Raw genomic sequence first — 26,869 nt, forward strand, 5'->3', positions numbered from 1 at the left:
AGGGCTTTTTTTTGGGCATCTGTCAGATTAATTTTCATGGGCGCGATCCTGCGCTGATATGAATGAAAAATCAAGCATCTTCAATTACGACGGGTATAGATACATAATTAATCTATTAATGAAAACATTCAGCAAAGATCAGTGAAATTTAAAACAATAGAAATATTTTATTAACAGTTATTCCTATTATTCATAGACACCAAATAAATTATATTATTTATCAAATAATATTACCCATATAGTTCACTCATGTAATTATATTGTGTTATTATTAACACCGTCATTAGTTTTTATCACAATTATATTTATTAATATTGCCATGCTATAAATCACGCTTGCAGTTTCATCAGAAAAAAACAACCATAATGGATTGAGTAGAAAGATATATGAATTTTCATATTAATTATAACCTTCGACAATGGCTTGTTTTTTATGACTCTAATAGCTTATTTATATCGTCAATCTTGGGTATTACTGCTAGTATCGACAATAAGCGCATTAATTAGTGGGTTTGCCGGTGCTTCGATAGTTGGGATGATCAGTCAAGGAGTAACAGAAAAGATTAACCTAACCTCATTCCTTTGGAGCTTTTTTGGTATCTGTTTTATTTTTTTTATTACTAAAACTGTATCAGAAATTACATTATCTCATTTAGCTCAATCCACGATTTTTTCATTACGCCTGAGTTTAAGTAATAAAATTTTGCGTGCACCATTAAAAAAGCTGCATAAACTTGGACGACATGGCTTACTGGCAGTTTTAACCAAAGACGTCGATGTTTTCGTACATTCCTTTATGTTGGCACCGTCTGTTTTTGGTAACATCACCCTAATCATAGCCTGTTTTGGTTATTTAGCCTGGATGTCTTGGCAACTGTTTCTCATTCTGGCTGTATTCAGTCTTGTCGGAATGTATCTGTTTTATTGGTGGGAAAAACATCCATTAAAATTAATGACACAAATGCGTGATCAAGTGGATAAGATATACCTTAATTTCCAAAGTCTGATTGATGGCAGCAAAGAGCTGCAACTCAATAAACAAAAAGGCAACCTTTTTATCGATAAAGTGATTGCTCCGGCAGCTAAAGTCTTCCAAGATATCTGTATTAAAGCAAATACCAGCTATGCCTGGGTCATTAACGCCAGTGCTGTTACATTCTATGTCATGATTGGCTTAATCGTCTTTGTTATTCCAATTTGGATCCCTCAAGAACCATCAACTCTAGTTACTGTATCACTACTTGTTCTCTTCTTATCAGGCCCGATTAGTGAGGTTATCGGCGCAATTCCAGAACTGAGGGCAGCGGAAGTCTCATTGAATAAAATGCGTCGCCTTGACAGCCAGCTGGAAGAAGCACTGTCCGTACAGATTGAAGGCCCTAGCCCATTCAACAATCAACAACCAATAGAGATTGAACTGAAAGATGTTATTCACCATTACACAACCGATAAAGAAGATCGCCAATTCGCACTCGGCCCATTGAGTTTGAAAATATCGCAAGGTGAAATTGTGTTTATTGTCGGTGGCAACGGTAGTGGAAAAACAACGCTTGCCATGTTGCTTGTTGGCCTGTTTGAACAAGAATCCGGCTCTATTTCATTAAATGGTGTACAAGTAACGCCTTCTAATAATGAGCATTATCGTCAACATTTTGGCGCTGTTTTTTCTGATTACCATCTATTTGAGCAATTACTAAACAGCGATATGAATGTCACCGAAAAAGCAACGCATTATATTGAAGCATTAAACATGGCGCACAAAGTTAAAATTGTTGATGGTGGATTCTCCACAACAAATCTTTCTGCGGGTCAACGGAAACGGCTGGCTTTAGTATCAGCTTATTTAGAAGACCGTCCTATTTATCTATTTGATGAGTGGGCAGCCGACCAAGATCCGGTGTTTAAACGCTTATTCTATACTGAGCTACTGCCTGAATTAAAATCTGGTGGTAAAACTGTCATAATTATCAGCCATGATGATGCTTATTTTGATATTGCCGACCGTATTATCAAATTAGAGGATGGCCATATTAAAGAAATAAGCAATAAAAATCATTACACTCAATAAATTTCAAATTTTAACGTAAGATTAAAAATGAAGGATATAGTCGATTAAAATATAATCGCAAACAATGAAGTTGAAATAAAATGATATAGAATGAAATAAAGCTCATAGCAAAGAGCCTATTTTACTAGGCTCTTATTTCACTTTATACACCCAATAGATTTTGAGTGACGACGTGAACATAAAATCACCATTAACAATAAGTTTTAACACATAATACCTATAATAAAATTAGACACATTATAAAAACATTATTAGCAATGTGTAATAAAAAAATTTAATGTAAGATTATCTAATATCGCAAGGAACATAATTTAATTTATAAATGAAATGGAATTAAGCATACATGAAAAATAAGACTGTTCTTTTTTATTAGAATGGTCAGCTATTTTCATGTCGCTTGTTATGGATACATAACTATTTATGCCAAACAGTACTAAAAATAGTACTTTTTTTAACAGGAATAGGATTATCGCCTATTTCTTTGGCCTATTTTTATCAATTTAAACTCAAGTGTGATTTTTTGTTTTATCAGTTCTCATGTTTTTATTTTTAATGTACCCATAAAAAGGGAGCTATAGAATGAATTACCCTGGAAAATTGAAATCATTTCCTTTGTCGGAAGCTCAAAGCAGCCGCTGGTTTCAATATCAAATTGACCCCGACAAACGAGGTCAAAATAATAGTGCATTTTGTGCTCGTATTAAGGGCTTAACAGCTAAGTGTCTAGAAGAAGCTCTCAATAAATTGGTGCAAAGACATCCGATGCTACGAGCAAGTTTTGGACTATATCACGGCGAATTGGGTTATTGCATCACAGACAGTTCTAAAATCACACTCACAGTACATGATGCCCAACATCTTAGCGAAGAAACTCTTAAACAACGTGTTCAGGACGATTGCTGGCACACGTTTGATCTCGCACACCCGCTGCGGGTTTATGCCAGTTGGTATCAGTGTAATCCACAAGAAAGCGTAATGGTGCTGACCTTTGATCATCTGGCCGTTGATGGTTGGTCTTATTGGATACTGCTGGATGAACTTGATGCGCTGCTTTCTGGAAAACCTCTGGAGCCTGCTTCTGAAAATAGTTTCCATGATTATGTGGAATGGCAGCAAAAATGGTTACAAAGTGCCAGCGCAAAAAAACAACAACAATTCTGGCAGAATACATTGTCGGGCAATTTAGCCGTATCACAATGGCCGCCTAAAAACAGCCCCCTCCCCACTGCCGGGAAAATATCCTTAAATAAAATAATTAACAAGTCGCTGTCCCATAAACTGCAAGCGCTGGTACCCAAATATGATAACAGCCTGTTTGCTATCTTTCTGGCCGCCTACCAAATCCTCCTGAGCCGTTATACCGAAGTGGATGACGTCATTATTGGTTCTATCATGCCGGGAAGAGGCCGTGCCCGCTGGGGAAAATTGGTTGGTGAGTTTATTAACCCGGTCGCCTTACGCTGCCAGATAAACGGTGATATGTCGGTACAAGAACATATCACACAAGCAACAAAAACCATCCGTCAGGGTATTGAAAACCAGAAATATCCATTCTCTAAGGTGCTGGAACAACTGAAATTGCAACGCAATGCAGAAGTTCACCCCGTTTTCCAAACGGTCATGATATTCCAAAAAGCCAGATATATTGGCGACCTGACTGCACTCTGGATGGCGGAAAATGACAATGGCACGGTACAGTGGGGAAATGCAGAGTTGCGGCCTTTTCCATATCCTTTCTATGCCGATGTCCCTGTTCCATTAATGATGAATGTCTTAGAGGCCGGTGACCAAATCGGTTATGCCTTTCATTATGACACTGCGATATTTGATGCTGAATTCATTTCCCAGCTTATGCAGAATCTCTTGACTCTGTTGGAAGCCATAGCGGATAACGAACAACTGTCAGTTAATCGTTTGCCATTGATGAATGAGCAGACTCGTCAGCAAGTCATCCATGATTTTAACGACACAGAAAAACCTTTCCCACGACACGCTTTAATTCATCAATTTGTTGAACAACAAGTAGAACGCAGCCCGACTGCAACTGCGCTGCTATATGGTAATACTCAACTCAGTTATATGGAGTTAAATCAGCGAGCTAACCAATTGGCTCACGCCCTTGTTGAAGCGGGCATTCGTCCAGATGATCGCGTTGCCATCTGCACGGAACGTAGTCTGGACATGGTCATTGCCCTACTGGGAATCTTAAAAGCCGGTGCAGCCTATGTGCCACTCGATCCTGAATATCCGACCGATAGGCTCGCCTATGTTTTGTCAGACAGTGAGCCTGTGATCCTGCTGACTCATCTGGGCTTGCAAGAAAAACTGCCCGCGACTGAAATTCCTGTCTGGTTTTTGGATAATCCAACCATTCAGGCAAACATCGCTCACCAAGCCAACGATAACTTAGAAGCCGCTCGTTTGGGGCTAACGTCGCGCCATTTAGCCTATGTTCTCTACACTTCCGGCTCAACGGGCTTACCCAAAGGAGTAATGGTAGAACATATTGGTGTGGTTAACCTGCTGCTCTCAATGCAGGAAATATTACAAGTTACTGCCAGTGATACGATGCTCGCCTCCACAACCATTGGTTTCGATATTGCTGGTCTGGAACTCTATATGCCCTTGTTCAGCGGCAGCCGCATTGTCTTAGCACCATCACTGGCGGCTAAAGATCCTAAGCAATTAGAAGAATTAATTGCATCACATAACATCAAAATTGTACAAGCGACCCCCACTTCCTGGCGAATGCTGCTCGATTCCGGCTGGACAGGCGCGAAAATCAAGGCATTAAGCGGTGGGGAAGCATTGCCTTACGAACTGGCACAGCGTTTAAGAGAAAAAGTCAGTGGTCTGTGGAATCTATACGGGCCGACAGAAACCACTATCTGGTCAACGGCATCCACCGACCTTTTGATCGAGCAAGATAACCATCACACTCAATCTCAAATAACAATTGGCCGTCCGATAGACAATACCCAGATCTATTTGCTTGATAAACATAACCAGCCTGTTCCTATCGGGGTAATCGGTGAAATTCATATCGGCGGTGTCGGAGTGACACGCGGTTACTTGAATTTACCTGAATTGACCGCAGAGCGTTTTATTACCGATCCATTCAGTGCTGATCCTGATGCTCGTCTATATAAAACGGGCGATCTGGGACGTTGGTTACCGGATGGCAACATCGCCTATCTGGGACGCAACGATTTCCAAGTCAAAATTCGCGGATTACGCATTGAATTGGGCGAGATTGAAACCAGCCTGAACCAATGCGCTGGTATTCGCGAAGCTGTGGTGATCGCCCGTGAAAACGGAGTGGGAGATAAACGTCTGGTAGCCTATTTGATCCCGAATAAAGACTGCACGCCAAGCATTTCTCAACTGCGTGAGCAATTAAGCAGAAATCTCGCCGATTACATGATACCGAGCGCATTTGTGATGATGGAGGCCTTTCCTCTCTCTCCAAATGGAAAACTCGATCGCAAGTCTCTGCCAGCGCCCGATCACTCAGCCATGTCAACCCGCGAATATGCGGCTCCAGAAGGCGAAACCGAAGAGCAATTGGCTGCCATCTGGCAAGAACTATTGGGACTGGATCGGATAAGCCGTTATGACAATTTCTTTGAATTGGGTGGTCATTCTCTGTTAGTGCTACAGCTACAGTCGAAAATCAAAAAAACATTTGATGTTGAATTATCCATTCATCAACTGTTTTCCCATCCAATCCTCTGTCAGCTTGAAGAATGCATTATCGACTCTCTATTACTGCAATTCGATTCAGAGTCTCTGCACGATATTTATAAATCAATGAATTAGATTTTACTTTACATTGTTTTGAGTGGTGATAATCAAATGAACAATAACGAGCTTTCATCTCTACCATTAGCTGAACGCAGAAGACTACTTGAGTTAGCCAGATCAGCAAAACTGACCCGCCAGTCTACTCAAAAAACAGAAATCACGATCCAGTCGCGTGATAATGGTGTGCCATTATCCTGGACACAGCAACGCTTATGGTTCCTTGCTCAATTAGATCCTGCCGCACAAACGGCATACCATATGTCCGTGGGATTGAACCTACAAGGCGAACTGAACCTGAATGCCCTTCAAGCGGCACTGGATCGCATTGTGGCACGCCATGAAATTTTGCGTACGACTATCGTGACGGTAGAGGATGAAGCACAGCAAACCATCAGTAATACAGTTTGTGGCTTTCCCCTGATACAAGAAGATTTCAGCCAATTATCTTCAGAGCTGTCAGAACAACAGGCCGCAATCGAAAAAGTGGCCCACCTTGAAGCAAATCACCCCTTTGATTTTGCTAATGGCCCATTGGCACGGGGACGGCTGCTTAAACTGGCAGAAGATCAACATATCCTGCTGTTAACTCAACATCATATTATCTCTGATGGTTGGTCAGTCAGTGTATTTATGCAAGAACTGTCCACGCTTTATCGTGCATTCAGTCAAGGGCAGCCAGATCCTATTCCAGCCCTGACAATTCAGTATGCTGATTATGTTCTCTGGCAAAAAAATTTGTTACAGGGAGAAGTGCTGGAAAAACAGGTTAATTTCTGGCGCAACACTTTGCAAGGCGCTCCCGCGCTTCTGGAATTACCCACTGATCGGCCGCGTCCAGCAAAACAGAGCTATACTGGTGGACGCGTTAATATTGATTTCTCCCCGACATTACAGGCGGGTTTAAAAGATCTCAGCCAACGTCACGGAACCACCCTGTTCATGACCTTATTGACCGGATGGGCTACATTGCTCTCCCGTATCAGTGGTCAGGATGATATTGTGATTGGTACTCCCATCGCCAATCGTCAACAACCTGAATTAGCCCCTTTGATCGGTTTTTTTGCCAATACATTGGCATTACGTGTTCAATTGCATGATAACCCCAGTGTCAGTGAACTGTTGGCACAAGTGAAAAAACAAGCAATCAATGCATTCGCTCACCAAGATATGCCTTTCGAACAACTGGTCGAAACCCTGCAACCTCCTCGCAGCCTGAGCCACAGCCCAATTTTTCAGGTCATGCTGGCAACAAATAATACACCGGGACAACGGCATTTCGAACTGCCGGGATTGGTGTTGGATGAGCGGCCATTAATCAGGGACAGCTCTTACTTTGATCTGACATTAACTCTGGATGAAACTGAAAATGGTTTAGTGGGTGATCTGGAATACGCCAGTGATCTGTTCGACCACACTACGATTGAGCGTATGGTCAGCCACTTAAACACATTGCTGGCGGCGATGGCGGCTGATGATAGCCAACGAGTCGCTGAACTGCCACTGATGACGCCACAACAGAGCAAACAACTGTTGGTGAATTTTAACGATACAGCACTCCCCTACCAGCAAGATAAACTGATCCACCAGCTATTTGAGCAGCAAACACAATCAATGCCTGATGCCATTGCTTTGGTGTATCAGGATACTCAACTGAGTTATGCAGAACTGAACCAGCGGGCCAACCAGCTGGCACACAGCCTGATTGCCTTTGGTATACGCCCGGACGATCGTGTGGCTCTGTGTGTCGGGCGCAGTCTGGATATGATCATTGGCATGTTGGGAATTCTCAAAGCAGGGGCCGGTTACATTCCATTTGATCCGGAATATCCTGCCGAACGGCTGGCTTATCAGTTGTCAGACAGCACCCCAAGATTATTGCTGACCCAACAACATTTACAGGCGACTTTACCGGTGACAGAAGTTCCGGTCTGGTTGTTGGATGATGAAAATCACTTGAATACCGTGGCACAACAGCCGATACATAATCCTGATGCCAGCCAATTAGGTCTTTTGCCACACCATCTGGCCTATATTATCTACACTTCTGGTTCAACCGGACTGCCTAAAGGCGTAATGCTGGAACACCGCAATGTGGTGAATTTTATCCATGCCCAGCATCAAATCAGCCAGCCCCAATCAGGGGATCGCATTCTGCAATTTGCGACCATGGCATTTGATACCTCAGTGTCTGACATTTTCCCGACACTAGCTGCGGGAGCAACTTTGGTCCTGCGCCCTGCACATATCCGCGCACCAGATGCAGAATTCATCGACTTTTTAAACCAGCAAAAGATCACTATCATGGATGTACCTACGGCTTTCTGGCACCAATGGGTACAGGAAATGAAAGCCGATCGTACAGGTTTTAGCCCTTATCTGAATACGATTATTGTTGGCGGAGAGAAAGCGGAATCCCGCCATCTGGTGGATTGGCAGTCTCTGCCGGAAACTCAATTCTGCCGTTGGATCAATACCTATGGCCCGACCGAAACCACTGTCATTGTGACGTCATTGACACTGAATGGTGGGTATTCTTCTAACATCATCAGTAATATTCCGATTGGCAGTCTCAATGCCAATTCCCATATTTATATTCTCGATCCTCTCGGTCATCCTGTTCCCATCGGCGTCAGCGGTGAAATCCATATTGGTGGCGCAGGGGTTGCCCGTGGTTACCTGAACCGACCGGAACTGACGGCAGAACGCTTTGTGTCAGATCCATTCAGCAAGAAGCCCGATGCCCGCATGTATAAAAGTGGTGATTTGGGACGTTGGTTGCCGGATGGCAACATTGAATATTTAGGGCGCAATGATTTTCAGGTCAAGATACGCGGCTTCCGTATTGAACTGGGAGAAATCGAAGCACAACTGGCTGCTTGCGAAGGGGTCAAAGATGTTGTGGTCATTGCCCGTGAAGATACGGCTGGCGACAAACGTCTGGTGGCTTACCTGATACCACAGCCGGACGTTATTCTTACACCTTCTCATCTACGTGAACAATTGAGCGTTCATTTGATGGAGCACATGATTCCCAGTGCATTTGTCATATTGGACGCTTTTCCGCTGACCGGCAGTGGTAAGTTAGATCGCAAAGCCTTGCCTGCACCGGATCGTACTGCAATTGCCAGCCGTGAATATGAAGCACCCCAAGGGGAAACTGAGCAAAAACTGGCGGAAATATGGCAATCCCTGCTGGGTCTGGAGCAAGTGGGACGCCATGACAATTTCTTTGAGCTGGGCGGGCACTCTTTGCTGACCGTACAAATGGCTTCCCGTTTACGCCAAGTATTCAACACCAAGTTGGACTTGCAGGATCTCTTCACTCGTCCAATTTTGTCAGATTTGGCGCAATCACTGGATACAGCCAGACAATCAGTACAACATTCATTACATCAATCAGAGCATCATTCAGAACAACAGCCAATACAGCAACCAATACAACAGGTGATATTGCCCGCCAGCCGACAACAAGCTCTTCCGCTCTCTTGGGCACAACAACGCCTGTGGTTTCTGGCTCAGTTAGATTCTGCTGCTCAGACGGCATATCACATCTCTGGAGGCTTGCGTCTGAAAGGTCAGCTAAACCTGAACGCACTGCAAGCCACTCTGGACAGAATAGTAACCCGCCATGAAATTCTGCGTACAACCATTAAAGTGGTGGATGGTGTAGCCCAGCAAGTTATTGCCGATGCGGATCGTGGTTTCAGTTTAACCATTAAAGATCTCAGCCAGTTAACAGAGACAGAAAAACAGGCTGCCATTGATAAAGCCGCTGAGTTTGAAACTAACCATCCCTTTGATTTTGCACTGGAACCATTAATTCGTGGCCAACTGCTGAAACTGACCAATGATGAATATGTTCTGCTGTTGACCCAGCACCACATGATTTCTGATGGCTGGTCACTGAACGTCTTAATCTATGAGCTGGCAACTCTTTACCGCGCTTTCATTCATGGACAAAACGATCCACTACCTGCGCTGACAGTGCAGTATGCTGACTATGCGCTCTGGCAGCGGCAATGGCTGCAAGGTGAGGTGCTGGAAAAACAGGTCAATTTCTGGCGGGAAGCACTACAAGGTGCCCCTGCTTTGCTGGAACTGCCGACAGACAGACCCCGTCCTGCGGTTCAGAGCTATCGCGGAGATCAGGTAGCATTTACCCTCTCACCTGAATTAAGTGATGGCTTAAAAACATTGAGCCAACGCCACAGCTCCACACTATTCATGACCTTACTGGCTGCTTGGTCAGTCTTGCTTGCCCGCATCAGTGGTCAACAAGATATCGTCATTGGAACGCCTGTCGCTAACCGACAGCACAGCGAACTGGAACCGTTGATCGGCTTTTTCGCCAATACGTTAGCGCTCAGAGTTAAACTGGAGGATAACCCTACAGTTAGCTCGTTATTGACGCAAATAAAAACCCATGCACTGGAAGCCTACGTGCATCAGGATTTGCCATTTGAACAGTTGGTTGAAGCGCTGCAACCACCGCGTAGCCTGAGTCACAGCCCAATATTTCAGGTCATGCTCGCGCTGGATAACACACCAATACAACAATCTCTTGAGTTATCCGATTTAGTGCTGGATGAACTGCCATCAACCCGAAGAAGCACTCATTTCGATCTGTCACTTTCCATGAACGATACCGATAACGGTTTAGCTGGTGAATTGGAATATGCCAGTGATCTGTTTGATCGTGAAAGCATTGAACGGCTTGCAAGCTATCTGCAAACTCTGCTGACAGCAATGGTTGAGGATGATTCTCTGCGAGTGGAAGATTTGCCGCTATTGCAACCACAACAACGTCATCAATTGTTGGTAGATTTCAACGATACGGCACTGGCCTATCCGCAAGAGATGCTGATTCATCAGCTATTCGAGCAACAAGCAGAACAGACACCTGATGCCACCGCGTTAGTGTTTGGCGATAGCCAGCTGAGTTATGCGGAACTGAACCGCCATGCCAATCAGTTGGCCCATCACCTGATCGCTTCCGGCGTATGCCCCGATGACCGCATCGCAATCTGTGCTGAGCGCAGCCCGGATATGATCATTGGTATGTATGGCATCCTGAAAGCGGGTGCCGGCTATATTCCCCTTGATCCGGAATATCCCGCCGAACGGCTGGCCTATCAGCTATCAGACAGCAAGCCGGTGTTATTGCTGACTCAACACCATTTACAATCACACTTGCCAATACAGGACACCCCGGTCTGGCTGCTGGATGATCAAAATAACCGGGATAGCGTGGCAAAACAGCCAGAGCATAATCCGGATGCCAGCCAATTGGGTCTTGAACCGCATCATCTGGCCTATATCATCTATACTTCCGGCTCTACCGGAATGCCTAAGGGCGTGATGCTGGAACACCGCAATGTGGTGAACTTTATCCATGCCCAGCACCAGACCAGCGAGCCTGAATTGGGTGATCGCATCCTGCAATTTGCAACCGTGGCATTTGACACCTCAGTGTCAGATATTTTTCCAACCCTTGCATCCGGCGCCACACTGGTTCTGCGTCCGCCACATGTCAGAATTCCGGATATGACATTTGTCACCTTCTTGCGCGAGCAGAAGATCACCATCATGGATATGCCGACCGCCTTCTGGCATCACTGGGTACAGGAGATGATGGCCGGCCGCAGTGGTTTCAGCCCTTACCTGCACACCATTATTGTGGGTGGCGAGAAAGCAGAATACCGGCATTTAATGAATTGGCTGTCCAGTCCGGAAACCCAATCCTGCCGCTGGATTAACTCCTATGGCCCGACGGAAGCCACCGTGATTGCCACAACACTGAAACTGGACAACAAAAACGCCTTGCACCTCGAAGGCATCATCCCGATTGGTTACCCGCTGCCCAATACCCGAATTTATATTCTGGATACTCACGGTCAGCCCGTTCCTGTCGGGGTCAGTGGCGAGATCCATATTGGTGGCGCAGGCGTTGCCCGTGGGTATCTGGATCGATCTGATTTGACGGCAGAGAAATTTGTTGTTGATCCGTTCAGCGAACACGCAGGCGCCCGTATGTACAAAACCGGTGATCTGGGACGTTGGTTGCCCAATGGCATGATTGAATATCTGGGACGCAACGATTTTCAGGTCAAGATACGCGGTTTCCGCATTGAGCTGGGAGAAATTGAGACACAATTGGCTGCCTGCGAAGGCGTCAGCGACGTCGTGGTGATTGCCCGTGAAGAAGGCCTGGGTGACAAGCGGCTGGTCGCTTACCTCATTCCACAATCAGGCATCACACTGAATCCTGCCCGTCTGCGTGAGCAACTGAGCACCAGCTTGATGGAACACATGTTGCCCAGTGCGTTTGTTATTTTGGATGCTTTCCCGATGTCCGCCAACGGCAAACTGGATCGCAAAGCGCTGCCGGCGCCTGATCATTCAGCCATTGTCAGCCGCGAGTATGAAGCACCACAAGGAGAAACCGAGCAAAAACTGGCGGCAGTCTGGCAATCCCTGCTGGGTCTGGAACAAGTGGGACGTCAGGACAATTTCTTTGAACTGGGTGGGCATTCATTGTTGGTGGTCAATCTGATCGAGGAATTGCGCCAACATAACCTATTCCTTGATGTCAGCACTGTCTTCTCCGCACCAACCTTAGCGGCCATGAGCGCGCGTTTAAATCAGAATACCGCTCAAGGTGTTACCGAACTGATTATTCCGCCGAACCTGATCCACGAAGAAAGCCAGATTATTACGCCAGACATGCTGCCACTGGTGGAGTTGACCCAAAACCAGATCGACCAGATTGTCAACCTCGTACCTGAAGGGGTTGCCAATATTCAGGATATCTATCCTCTGGGGCCATTACAGGCGGGGATCCTGTTCCATCATCTGCTGGAAACAGAAGGTGATATTTATCTGGACAGTCAGCTCATGGCATTTGACAGCCGGACTCGTTTGGATACTTTCCTCCACGTACTTCAACAAGTAATTGACCGGCACGATATCCTGCGCAGTGCTGTGTACTGGCAAGAACTGCCAGAACCTGTCCAGGTCGTTTATCGTCATGCGCCATTGCCGATTATTGAACTCACACTGTCAGCAGAAGAGAATGCAGAAACACAATTGCGTCGTCTCACTGATCCTCGTACGGTACGGATGGAGATCACTAAAGCCCCGCTTCTGGCGGCACATATTGCTCAAGATCCTGAGTCTGGACAATGGCTGCTCTCCTTGCTGCACCATCATTTAGTTTGCGACCACATTTCCTTGGGCATGATCTTCAATGAAATTCAGGCATTGATATTAGGAGAAAACGACAGTCTGCCAACGCCTCTGCCTTACCGTAATTTCATCGCCCAAACCCGCAGCGTGCCGTTGGAAGTTCATCAAACTTATTTCCGCGAACAGCTTGGGGATGTCGAAGAGCCGACCCTGCCCTTTGGGTTACTTGATGTACAAGGCAGCAATTTCAATGAAAGTAATCTCAACGAAAAAGACGTTAATGCAAAAGGTATTAATGAAAAAGATATTAATGAACAAAACATTCACAGAATAGTAGAAAATACTGTCACGCTGGACAGCGAGCTCGCCTACAATCTGCGTAATTGTGCCCGTCAATTGGGCATGAGTTCCGCAGTACTGTTCCATGTTGCATGGGCACAAGTATTGGCGCGATGCAGCGGACGGGATGACGTGGTATTTGGTACGGTTCTTCTGGGACGTTTACAGGGTGGCGTCGGCGCTTCAGAAGTGCTCGGTATGTTTATCAATACCCTGCCTATTCGCGTTCGATTACAGGATCGCACCGTTAAGGAGGCTGTACAGCAAACCCACCAGAAACTCAGTGAATTACTCGATCACGAGCAGGCATCGCTGGCCGTTGCCCAGCGTTGCAGTGGAATTCAGGCACCATTGCCGTTGTTTAACAGTCTGCTGAACTTCCGCCACAGTCCTTATGATGAGTCACAATCTGAATCGCAGGCTTGGGAAGGCATGCAGATACTCAGTGGTGAAGAACGCAGTAACTATCCATTGTCGCTGGATGTGGATGATTTTGACGATGGATTTGCACTCACTGCACAATGCAATCAGCAGATTAATCCGGCACGCATAAATGCCTATATGGACATGGCTTTGAAAGGAATTGTCACTGCCTTGCAACATGCACCGGAACAAAAAATTGAGTTGCTCGATATTCTGTCTCCAGAAGAGCGAACTCAATTACTGGAAACCTTTAACGATACCGCCGTCGAAATTCCGCAGGATCTCTTGATCCATCAATTGCTTGAACAGCAAGTGGAACGAACGCCTGATGCCACCGCGCTGATCTTTGGTGAAAACCAATTGAGTTATGCCGAACTGAACCAACAGGCCAACCAACTGGCTTATCAGTTAATTGCATCCGGCGTGCGTCCTGATGATCGTGTGGCAATTTGCGTTGACCGCAGTCTGGATATGATCATTGGCATGTACGGTATCCTCAAGGCCGGTGCGGGTTATATTCCGCTCGATCCTGAATACCCGACTGAACGTCTGGCTTATCAGCTATCGGACAGCCAACCAGCACTATTGCTGACGCAGAAACACTTACAAGGGCTTTTGCCAACACAGGACATGCCGGTCTGGTTGCTGGATGACGAAATTCACCGCACTAATGTGGCAAAACAGCCCAATCATAACCCTGATTCCAGCCAAATGGGTCTCCAGCCACACCATCTGGCCTATATCATCTACACTTCCGGCTCAACCGGACAACCCAAAGGGGTCATGCTGGAACACCGCAATGTGGTGAACTTTATCCATGCCCAGCACCAGACCAGCGAACCTAAATTGGGTGATCGCATCCTGCAATTTGCAACCGTGGCATTTGACACCTCAGTATCGGATATTTTCCCGACCCTTGCATCGGGTGCCACACTGGTTCTACGCCCGCCTCATGTCAGAGTACCGGACGCGACTTTTGTCACCTTCTTGCGCGAGCAGAAGATTACCATCATGGATATGCCGACCGCCTTCTGGCATCACTGGGTACAGGAGATGATGGCAGGCCGCAGTGGTTTCAGCCCTTACCTGCACACCATCATTGTCGGTGGTGAGAAAGCAGAACATCGCCATTTAATGAGCTGGCTCTCCAGCCCTGACACTCATTCCTGCCGCTGGATCAACTCCTATGGCCCGACTGAGACCACTGTCATTGTCACCACATTGACGATAGATGACAGGCAAGTTCCGTATACCAATGACAACATTCCGATTGGTCGCCCGTTGCCCAATATCCGGATTTATATTCTGGATACCCTTGGTCAGCCTGCCCCTGTTGGTGTCAGTGGTGAAATTCACATCGGTGGTTTGGGCGTCGCACGGGGTTATCTGAACAAGCCAGAGATGACAGTGGAGAAATTTATTTCTGACCCATTCAGCGACCAAACAGGAGCCCGTATGTACAAAACGGGCGATCTGGGACGCTGGCTGCCAGATGGTAATATCGAATATCTGGGACGCAACGATTTTCAGGTCAAGATACGCGGTTTCCGTATTGAGTTGGGAGAAATTGAGGCACAACTGGCAGCCTGTGAGAGCGTCAGGGATGCTGTGGTCATCGCCCGTGAAGAAGAAACCGGTGACAAACGTCTGGTGGCATATGTCATACCGCAATCCGGTTTCACGCCAGATGCCAATAGCCTGCGTGAACAACTGAACACCCATCTGGCCAGCTATATGGTGCCCAGCGCGTTTGTCATGCTGGAATCTTTCCCATTGACCGGAAGTGGCAAATTAGATCGCAAAGCACTACCAGCACCGGATCGATCAGCTATCGCCAGCCGTGAATACGAAGCACCTCAGGGTGAAATCGAACAGCAGATCGCCACTATCCTACAGGGTTTGTTGGGGTTGGAACAAATAGGACGCCATGACAGCTTCTTTGATTTGGGTGGAAACTCCTTATCAATCATCCAGTTAATGGCAAGATTGCGTGATGAATTCCATCTTGAAGTGTCTATCCAAGACATATTTGCCCATCCAGAACTTTCTGAGCTCGCTGAGCTTATCGCGTCAAGACAAATCGAAACCTTTTTCGCACAAGAAGATATCGAATCGCTGCAAAAAGAATTGGAGAACTTGTCTGAAGATGAACTGCGTGCCCTGTTAAATGGAGATAATTAATTAAATGAGTAACAAAGAACTAAGCCTGCTTGAATTAAGACAAGCGGTACTCCAGAAAAAAATTAATGAACGCATCAAAAATAGTCAGGCCGGGGAAAAAAGGCAAATTGCACCGAGAAGCGCAGACCAGCAGACTCTCCCCCTGTCTTGGGCACAGCAACGATTGTGGTTCTTGGCGCAGTTAGATCCGGCAGCACAAACGGCATACCACATTCCGGGGGGGTTGCGCCTGCAAGGCTATCTGAATCTGGATGCCCTGCAAATAGCACTGGACAGAATTGTCGCTCGTCATGAAATTCTGCGTACAACCATCCAGATGGTAGAAGGCCAGGCCCAGCAAATCATCGGCGAGCCAGATAGCGGCTTCTCTCTGGCAATAGAAGATCTCAGTCACTTACCTGCGGAAGAGCAACAGATCGTTATTGAAGAAACAGCGCAGCGTGAAACCAGTCAACCATTTAATTTTGCACAAGGCCCCCTGATCAGGGGCCGTCTGCTGCGGGTGGCAAAAAATGAACATATCCTGCTGTTAACTCAGCATCATATTATTTCTGATGGCTGGTCTCTCAATATTCTGATGCATGAACTTTCCTCGCTTTATCATGCATTCAGCCAAGGTCAGGATGACCCTCTGCCTGCCCTGACACTCCAGTATGCTGACTATGCGCTGTGGCAAAGACAATGGTTACAGGGAGAAGTGCTGGAAAAACAAGTAAATTTCTGGCGTGATGCATTACAGAGTGCTCCCGTACTTTTGGAACTGCCAACTGACAGGCCACGCCCAGAGAAACAAAGTTACACAGGAGGACGCGTTGATATCGCCCTGCCATTGGAGTTGAGTGCAGGATTAAGACACCTCAGCCAACGCCACGGGACAACATTGTTTATGACCCTGATGGCAGGATGGGCCACCCTGCTTTCACGCCTCAGCGGGCAGAAGGACTTGGTGATAGGCACACCGGTAGCCAATCGGCAATACCGCGAATTAGAGTCGCTGATTGGATTTTTTGTCAACACACTGGCTCTACGGGTACAGTTGGACGACAATCCAACGGTCAGTACTTTGCTGGCTAGGATTAAAGCTCATGCACTGAAAGCTTACGCACATCAGGATCTACCATTCGAACAGTTGGTTGAAGCGCTGAAACCACCGCGCAGTCTCAGCCATAGCCCGATTTTTCAGGTCATGATGTCAGTAGATAATACGCCGGGACAGCAAAGTATAGAGTTGCCGGATGCGACTATCAGTGAAATCAATCTGACCGAAGACAGCTCTCATTTCGATTTGTCCCTCTCCATGAATGATACTGAAAATGGCTTAGTGGGGGATTTGGAATATTCCAGTGATTTATTTGACCATGCCAGCGTTGAACGTATCGCCAGTTACCTGCAAACCCTTCTGGCTGCAATGGTTGAGGATGATTCTCTGCGAGTGGAAGATTTACCACTGCTGCAACCACAACAACGTCATCAATTGTTGGTGGATTTCAACGATACGGCACTGGCCTATCCGCAAGAGATGCTGATTCATCAGCTATTCGAGCAACAAGCAGAACAGACACCTGATGCCACCGCGTTAGTGTTTGGCGATAGCCAGCTGAGTTATGCGGAACTGAACCGCCATGCCAATCAGTTGGCTCATCACCTGATCGCTTCCGGCGTATGCCCCGATGACCGCATCGCAATCTGTGCTGAGCGCAGCCCGGATATGATCATTGGCATGTACGGTATCCTGAAAGCGGGTGCCGGCTATATTCCCCTTGATCCGGAATATCCCGCCGAACGGCTGGCCTATCAGCTATCAGACAGCAAGCCGGTGTTATTGCTGACTCAACACCATTTACAAGCACGCTTGCCAATACAGGACACGCCGGTCTGGCTGCTGGATGATCAAAATAACCGGGATAGCGTGGCAAAACAGCCAGAGCATAATCCGGATGCCAGCCAATTGGGTCTTGAACCGCATCATCTGGCCTATATTATCTATACTTCCGGCTCTACCGGAATGCCTAAAGGCGTGATGCTGGAACACCGCAATGTGGTGAACTTTATCCATGCCCAGCACCAGACCAGCGAGCCTGAATTGGGTGATCGCATCCTGCAATTTGCAACCGTGGCATTTGACACCTCAGTGTCTGATATTTTCCCGACCCTTGCATCTGGCGCCACGCTAGTTCTGCGTCCGCCGCATGTCAGAATTCCGGATATGACATTTGTCACCTTCTTGCGCGAGCAGAAGATCACCATCATGGATATGCCGACCGCCTTCTGGCATCACTGGGTACAGGAGATGATGGCCGGCCGCAGTGGTTTCAGCCCTTACCTGCACACCATTATTGTGGGTGGTGAGAAAGCAGAATACCGGCATTTAATGAATTGGCTGTCCAGTCCGGAAACCCAATCCTGCCGCTGGATTAACTCCTATGGCCCGACGGAAGCCACCGTGATTGCCACGACACTGGAACTGGACAACAAAAATCCCTTGCATTTCGAAGGCATCATCCCGATTGGTTACCCGCTGCCCAATACCCGAATTTATATTCTGGATACTCACGGTCAGCCCGTTCCTGTCGGGGTCAGTGGCGAGATCCATATTGGTGGCGCAGGTGTTGCCCGGGGTTATCTGGAACGATCTGATTTGACGGCAGAGAAATTTGTTGTTGATCCATTCAGCGAACACGCAGGCGCCCGTATGTACAAAACCGGCGATCTGGGGCGCTGGCTGCCCAATGGCATGATTGAATATCTGGGACGCAACGATTTTCAGGTCAAGATACGCGGTTTCCGCATTGAGCTGGGAGAAATTGAGACGCAATTGGCTGCCTGCGAAGGCGTCAGCGACGTCGTGGTGATTGCCCGTGAAGAAGGCCTGGGTGACAAGCGGCTGGTCGCTTATCTGATTCCACAGACGGGGGTTACACTCAGCCCTGCTGAATTACGTAAGCAACTGAGCAGCCGATTGATGGATCATATGCTGCCCAGTGCGTTTGTTATTTTGGATGCTTTCCCGATGTCCGCCAACGGCAAGCTGGATCGCAAAGCGCTGCCGGCGCCTGATCATTCTGCTATCGTCAGCCGCGAGTACGAAGCACCACAAGGAGAAACCGAGCAAATACTGGCAGAAATCTGGCAATCTCTGCTGAATTTGGAACAAATCGGACGTCAGGACAATTTCTTTGAACTGGGCGGGCATTCATTGTTGGTGGTCAATCTGATTGAGCAACTCCGCCCACACGGTCTGTCCCTTGATGTCAGCGCGGTATTTTCTGCACCGACACTGGCCGCAATGAGCGCACTCATTCATCATAATAGTGACCAGGCTACCACCATACAGGAAGTACCACCTAATCTGATCAAAGAAGACAGTTCTGTCATTACGCCAGACATGCTGCCACTGGTGGAATTGACCCAAAACCAGATTGACCAAATCGTTTCCCATGTCACGGGCGGTGTTTCCAACGTTCAGGATATTTATCCATTAGGGCCATTGCAGGAAGGTATTTTATTCCACCATTTGCTGGAAACTGAAGGTGACCTCTATCTGGACAACCATTTGATGATTTTCGACAGCCGGACACGGTTGGATAGTTTCTTACAGGCACTCCAGCAAGTTATCGACCGACACGATATCCTGCGCAGTGCTGTTTATTGGAAAGAACTTCTCAAACCCGTGCAGGTTGTCTCCCGTCATGCTCCACTGCCTATTACCGAACTGACTTTATCGGCAGAATCGACAGACGAATCCACAACAGAAACTCCGGAAGCACAGTTGCGTCGCCTTACCGATCCCCGTTCAATACGGATGGATATTACCAAAGCACCATTATTGTCAGCTCAGATTGCTAAAGAACCATCCTGCGATAAGTGGCTGCTTTCCTTGCAGTATCATCATTTAGTTTGTGATCACATATCACTGGATATGATATTCGGTGAAATACAAGCCCTGCTTTTGGGAGAAAGCGAGAATCTACCAACGCCATTGCCTTACCGGAACTTTATCGCGCAGATCCGCAATGTGCCGCTGGAAGTTCACCAAAATTATTTCCGTGCATTATTGGGAGATGTGGAAGAGCCTACCTTACCGTTTGGATTACTTGATGTACAAGGTAGCAACCTCAATGAGATAGTGGAAAACGTCTTCACTTTGGACAGCAAACTCGCCCACAATCTCCGTAATTGCGCCCGTCAACTGGGTATGAGTTCTGCCGCACTTTTCCATGTTGCATGGGCACAAGTACTGGCGCGATGCAGTGGACGAGACGATGTCGTATTTGGCACAGTTTTGTTGGGACGACTGCAAGGTGGAGTTGGCGCATCCGAAGTGCTCGGTATGTTTATCAATACCTTACCTATCCGCGTTAAATTACAGGCACGTACCGTTAAACAGGCAGTACAGGAAACTTATCAGCAGTTAAGTGCATTGCTGGAACATGAACAGGCACCTCTGGCCGTCGCCCAACGTTGCAGTGGTATTCAGGCACCATTACCGCTGTTTAACAGCCTGCTGAACTTCCGCCATAGCCCACGTGATGATGAACAAACGGCCTCAACCGCCTGGGAAGGTGTTGACGAACTAGAGAGCGAAGAACGCAGTAACTATCCATTGTCGCTGGATGTGGATGATTTTGACGATGGATTCTCGCTTACCGCACAATGCAGCCAGCAAATTAATCCGGCCCGTATCAATGCCTACATGAATACAGTTCTGGAAGGTCTTGTCGCCGCACTGCGGCAGGCACCAGAACGGGCCATTGAGTCAATCGACATTTTGTCACTGACTGAACGTACCCAATTGCTGGAAACATTTAACAATACCGCCGTCGATTATCCGCAAGATGCCTTAATTCACCAATTATTTGAACAGCAAGTGGAACGAACGCCTGATGCCATTGCGCTGATCTTTGGTGAAAACCAATTGAGTTATGCCGAACTGAACCAGCAGGCCAACCAACTGGCCCATCAGCTAATTGCGTCCGGCGTGCGTCCCGATGATCGCGTGGCAATTTGTGTCGACCGCAGTCTGGACATGATCATTGGCATGTACGGTATTCTTAAAGCGGGTGCTGGTTACGTTCCGCTCGATCCGGAATATCCCGTCGAACGCCTGACCTACCAGCTATCGGACAGCAAACCTGCTTTATTGCTCACCCAGCAACATTTGCAAGGACTCTTGCCAACACACGACTTACCCATCTGGTTGATGGATGATGAAACCCATCAGAATAACGTGGCAAAACAGCCAGTCCATAATCCGGATACTCACCAATTGGGACTTGAACCGCATCATCTGGCCTATATCATCTATACTTCCGGCTCTACTGGAATGCCTAAAGGCGTGATGCTGGAACACCGCAATGTGGCGAGCTTTATCCATGCCCAGCACCAGATAAGCGAACCTAAATTAGGCGAGCACATCCTGCAATTTGCAACCGTTGCGTTTGATACTTCAGTGTCTGATATTTTCCCGACACTGGCTTCGGGAGCGACTTTAGTCCTGCGCCCTGCACATATCCGTGTACCAAATGCAGAGTTTATCGACTTTCTAAACCTGCATAAGATCACCATCATAGATGTGCCGACTGCTTTCTGGCATCAATGGATACAGGAAATGAAAGCCGATCGCATGGGTTTTAGCCCTTACCTGAATACGGTCATTGTTGGCGGTGAGAAAGCAGAATCTCGTCATTTAGTAAGTTGGCAATCTCTGCCAGAAACACAGCGCTGCCGTTGGATCAACTCTTATGGCCCGACTGAAACCACCGTTACGGCCACGAATCTGATTTTAAGTGATAATACCTACCCCATCACCGACACCATTCCGATTGGTCATCCACACGCCAATACTCAAATCTATATTCTGGATAAATCAGGGCAACTTGCCCCCATTGGCGTCAGCGGAGAAATTCATATTGGAGGTAACGGTGTTGCCCGCGGTTATTTGAATCGTCCGGATCTGACGGCAGAGCGTTTTGTACCTGACCCATTCAGCAAAAAAGCCGATGCCCGCTTGTATAAAAGCGGCGATCTGGGACGCTGGCTGCCTGATGGTAATATCGAATATCTGGGACGCAATGATTTTCAGGTCAAAATACGCGGCTTCCGCATTGAGTTGGGCGAAATCGAAGCGCAACTGGCTGCTTGTGAAGGCGTTAAAGATGTTGTAGTCATTGCCCGTGAGGAAAAAACCGGTGACAAACGTTTAATCGCTTATGTGATCCCACAAACCGGCATCACTCTGAAACCGGCAGATTTACGCGAACAACTCAGTTCCAGCCTGATGGAATACATGCTACCCAGTGCGTTTGTTATGCTGGATGCCTTCCCGCTGTCTGCCAACGGTAAGTTAGATCGCAAGGCACTGCCTGCGCCAGATCGCTCAGCCACCGTCAGCCGTGGGTACGAAGCACCGCAAGGAGAAACAGAACAGAAACTGGCAGCAGTCTGGCAATCTATTTTGGAATTAGAACAGGTCGGACGCCATGATAATTTCTTTGAACTGGGCGGCCATTCATTGCTGGTTGTCAGCCTGATTGAACAGTTGCGTCAGCAAGGGCTATCGATTGATGTCAGCGCGGTCTTCTCTGCGCCAACACTGGCTGCCATGAGCGCCCGCTTGAATCAGGATAGTGATCAAGATGCTGATCCACTGGCTATTCCACCTAACCTGATCCACGAAGACAGTCAGAACATTACCCCGGATATGCTGCCTCTGGTGGAATTAACTCAGACACAAATTGACCAAATTGTTGCCCGTGTACCGGGCGGCGTCGCCAATATTCAGGATATTTATCCACTTGGGCCATTGCAGGAAGGTATTCTTTACCACCATTTACTGGAAGAAAAAGGCGATACCTATCTCGAAAACATTCTGATGAACTTTGACAGCCGCACGCGATTGGATAGTTTCTTGCAGGCGCTCCAACAGGTCATTAATCGCCATGATATTCAGCGCAGCGCTTTCCACTGGCAAGAACTGCCTGCACCCGTGCAAGTTGTCCATCGCCATGCACCACTGCCGATTATTGAAGTCACATTATCAGCCGGAGAAAGTGCCGAAACGCAGTTACAGCGCCTGACTGATCCTGATTCAATACGGTTGGATATTACCAAAGCGCCACTGTTGGCAGCTCACATTGCCAAAGATCCTGAATCTGGTCTGTGGTGGCTGGGCCTGCTGCATCACCATCTGGTTTGTGACCATCTGTCGCTGGAAATCATTTTCAGCGAAGTGCAAACATTGATCTTGGGTGAAGAAGATAGCCTGCCGGCTCCCCTGCCTTACCGCAATTTTATTGCCCAAATTCGTAAAGTTCCGATTGAAGTACATAAAGCCTATTTCCAGCAGTTACTGGGCGATGTGGAAGAGCCGACCCTGCCGTTCGCATTGCTTGATGTACAGGGGAATAACCGCGATGAATACGATGAACACGATAAAATAGTGGAAAATATTTTCACGCTGGATGACGAACTGGCACAGCAGATCCGTGATTGCGCCCGCCAGCAAGGCATCAGTTCAGCGGTTCTGTTCCATGTGGCTTGGGCACAAGTATTGGCACAATGCTGTGGTCGTGATGATGTGGTGTTTGGTACGGTTCTGCTGGGCCGGTTACAGGGTGGCATGGGTGCTTCTCAAGTGCTTGGTATGTTTATCAATACCCTGCCAGTCCGTATTCAATTACAAGGGCGCACAGTTGAGCAGGCGATACAGGAAACTTATCAACGCCTGAGCGAGTTGCTGGATCATGAACAGACACCGCTGGCGATTGCTCAGCGTTGCAGTAGCGTTCAGGCATCATTGCCACTGTTTAACAGCTTGCTTAATTTCCGTCATAGCCCACGTGATGAAGAGCAATCAGATTCACCAGCCTGGGAAGGTATTCAGGAATTGGAAAGTGAGGAGCGTAGTAATTATCCGTTATCACTGGACGTAGATGATTTTGATGACGGATTCGAACTCACGGCGCAATGCAGCCAGAAAGTTGATCCTGTACGCATCAATGCTTATGTCAATGCTGCCCTGAAAGGTATTGTGGCTGCACTGCAACATGCCCCTGAACAACCAATCCAATCAATCGACATCCTGCCACTGGCAGAACGTCGCCAATTATTGGAGGATTTTAACGAGACTGAGATGGATTATCAGCAGGATATGTTGATCCATCAACTGTTCGAACAACAGGCAGAACGTACACCGGATGCCACTGCACTGGTGTTTGATGATACGCAACTGAGTTATGCGGAACTGAACCGCCATGCCAACCAATTGGCACACCAACTGATTGCTGCGGGTGTGCGTCCGGATGATCGCATCGCTATCTGTGCTGACCGCAGTCTGGACATGATCATTGGCATGTACGGTATTCTCAAAGCGGGTGCAGGTTATGTTCCACTCGATCCAGAATATCCTGTCGATCGTCTGGCCTATCAGTTATCGGACAGCAAACCCGTGTTACTGTTGACCCAGCAACATTTACAGGCACGCTTACCGATACAGGGTGTGAATGTCTGGTTGTTGGATGAGGAAATTCATCGTGATAGCGTGGCAAAACAGCCAGTACACAACCCTGATGCCAGCCAAACAGGACTCCAGCCACATCATCTGGCTTATATCATCTATACTTCTGGCTCAACCGGACAACCGAAAGGCGTCATGCTGGAACACCGCAATGTGGTGAACTTTATTCATGCCCAGCGCAAGACCAGCGAGCCTCAACCGGGTGATCGCATCCTGCAATTTGCAACCGTGGCATTTGATACCTCAGTATCGGATATATTCCCGACCCTTGCCTCCGGTGCAACGTTGGTTCTGCGTCCTGCTCATATCCGCGTGCCGGATGAAGAATTTGTCGATCTATTGAATGAGCAGAAAATCACCATCATGGATATGCCGACGGCTTTCTGGCATCAATGGGTACAAGAGATGATGATGGAACGCAGTGGTTTCGGCCAATATCTGCACACAGTTATCGTCGGCGGTGAAAAAGCTGAGTTACGCCATTTGTTGAGCTGGCAATCTATGCCGGAAACACAGTCTTGCCGTTGGATTAACTCCTATGGCCCGACGGAAACGACGGTTATCGTCACAACATTAACGCTGGATAAAGCATCAACACCGGATAACAAGCAGTCCTGGGATATCACCGATAATATTCCGATTGGCCGCCCATTACCCAATACCCGCATTTATATTCTGGATACACTCGGACAACCGGTTCCTCTTGGTGTGGGTGGAGAAATTCATATTGGTGGAGCCGGCGTTGCCCGTGGTTATTTAAACCGTCCCGATTTGACGGCAGAAAAATTTGTTTCTGATCCATTCAGCAGGCAACCAGATGCGCGCATGTACAAAACAGGTGATCTGGGACGCTGGTTGCCAAATGGCATGATTGAGTATCTGGGACGTAATGATTTTCAGGTTAAGATCCGTGGATTCCGCGTTGAATTGGGTGAAATCGAAGCGCAATTGGCGACCTGCGAAAATGTCAGTGATGCGGTCGTTATCGCCCGGGAAGGAGAGAGTGGTGACAAGCGTCTGGTGGCCTATGTTATCCCGCAATCAGACGTCACTCTCACCCCTTCCCAACTGCGTGAGTACCTGAGCACACGCCTGATGGAAAACATGCTCCCCAGTGCGTTTGTGATATTGGATGCCTTCCCGCTGTCCGCCAACGGTAAACTGGATCGTAAAGCTTTGCCTGCACCGGATGAATCCGCCATCATTACGCAAGGATATGAGGCTCCGATAGGAGAAATGGAGAATACTGTGGCCAAAGTATGGCAAGAGTGCCTCAGTATAGGACGGGTCGGACGCCATGATCATTTCTTCGAGTTGGGTGGTCACTCACTGTTAACCTTACAAATTGTTGCACGCTTGCGCCAAGTCTTGGATATCGATGTTGCAATGCGGGATTTTCTTGCATATCCAACCATTAGTGAATTCGTCGCGTTTATTCAGTCAGATAACACCCTTACCCAACAGACGAATTTAGTGACTATTCGCAAAGATAATCGCAAAGACAATCGTAAAAAGGATCACAAAGGTAATCATAAAGACAGCGCCAAACCTGCACTGTTCTTGGTTCATCCTGTCGGGGGAAACATTGATTATGCTTACGATCTTGCCCCTCATATTAATGACAAAGAAATACCAATTTATGGACTTGTCGCCAATATTGTACCAGAGGAAGAAGATACCCCAATCAACTTGAAAGACAGAGCTAAAGGATATGTTGAATGCATCCGTCAGGCACAGATTCAGGGGCCTTACTGCTTCGCTGGTTGGTCTGTTGGGGGGTCTATCGCCTATGAAATGGCCTGCCAAATGATTGCGGAAGGTGAAGCCGTGCGTTTTGTTGGGCTTCTTGACTCCCATGCCAGCTACGAAGATACCTTCACACAGGCGGATAAAGAGGCTGGATTTGTTTTTGATGAAACAATCCTTTTCGTGGAAAACATACCAGAAAACCTCCCTGATAACCTGCAAAAGGCAATCGATGAACTGGTGCTTAAACGTGATTTCAAGGCATTATTAATATTGGCGCAAGAGAACAATTTGCTGCCAAATGGTATTACTCCTGAAAATGTCAGACAGCACCTGCTCCTGTATCACAATATCTCGGTTGCGGCTAATTATCATGTCCCATCGGTATGCCCTGCCAACGTTAACATCACCCTATTCAGGGCAACAGAACAAGAAACTGACACTGCAAATAGTGTCAGTCTCGGCTGGCATAAGGTCATTCCACAAGCACAGTTAACCATTATTGATATCAAGGGTACTCATCTCTCCATTATGCAACAACCTGATATTCAATTTGTTGGTAAAGCATTGCTTAATGAAATAACAAGCAAAAAAGACGCTTAAGATATT

4 protein-coding genes are annotated in these 26,869 nt (G+C 47.3%); all 4 read left to right on the plus strand.

Annotated features, from left to right (window positions below; genetic code table 11):
- The first annotated feature begins 432 nt into the window (after window positions 1-432).
- The 4 genes from Xvie_RS25290 (at window position 433) to Xvie_RS25275 (ending at window position 26,863) form a co-directional block, all read left to right on the plus strand.
- Entirely contained in the window at window positions 433-2,067 is a 1,635-nt protein-coding gene (locus Xvie_RS25290; protein ID WP_086108344.1) for a cyclic peptide export ABC transporter, read from the plus strand.
- A gap of 579 nt (window positions 2,068-2,646) precedes the next feature.
- Window positions 2,647-5,886, plus strand: a complete 3,240-nt coding sequence (locus Xvie_RS25285) for a non-ribosomal peptide synthetase (RefSeq protein ID WP_086108343.1) — start codon at window positions 2,647-2,649, stop codon at window positions 5,884-5,886.
- A gap of 36 nt (window positions 5,887-5,922) precedes the next feature.
- Window positions 5,923-15,999, plus strand: a complete 10,077-nt coding sequence (locus Xvie_RS25280) for a non-ribosomal peptide synthetase (RefSeq protein ID WP_086108342.1) — start codon at window positions 5,923-5,925, stop codon at window positions 15,997-15,999.
- 4 nt (window positions 16,000-16,003) lie between these two features.
- Complete coding sequence (locus tag Xvie_RS25275) at window positions 16,004-26,863, plus strand: non-ribosomal peptide synthetase (RefSeq protein ID WP_086108341.1); 10,860 nt, start codon at window positions 16,004-16,006, stop codon at window positions 26,861-26,863.
- Window positions 26,864-26,869: the final 6 nt, after the last annotated feature.

The organism is Xenorhabdus vietnamensis (assembly GCF_002127535.1).
Taxonomy (GTDB): Bacteria; Pseudomonadota; Gammaproteobacteria; order Enterobacterales; family Enterobacteriaceae; genus Xenorhabdus; species Xenorhabdus vietnamensis.

Bases quoted from the DNA above. Each gene is read 5' to 3' on its own strand.
- Xvie_RS25290 (WP_086108344.1), top strand. From the start codon at position 433: ATGACTCTAATAGCTTATTTATATCGTCAATCTTGGGTATTACTGCTA.
- Xvie_RS25285 (WP_086108343.1), top strand. From the start codon at position 2,647: ATGAATTACCCTGGAAAATTGAAATCATTTCCTTTGTCGGAAGCTCAA.
- Xvie_RS25280 (WP_086108342.1), top strand. From the start codon at position 5,923: ATGAACAATAACGAGCTTTCATCTCTACCATTAGCTGAACGCAGAAGA.
- Xvie_RS25275 (WP_086108341.1), top strand. From the start codon at position 16,004: ATGAGTAACAAAGAACTAAGCCTGCTTGAATTAAGACAAGCGGTACTC.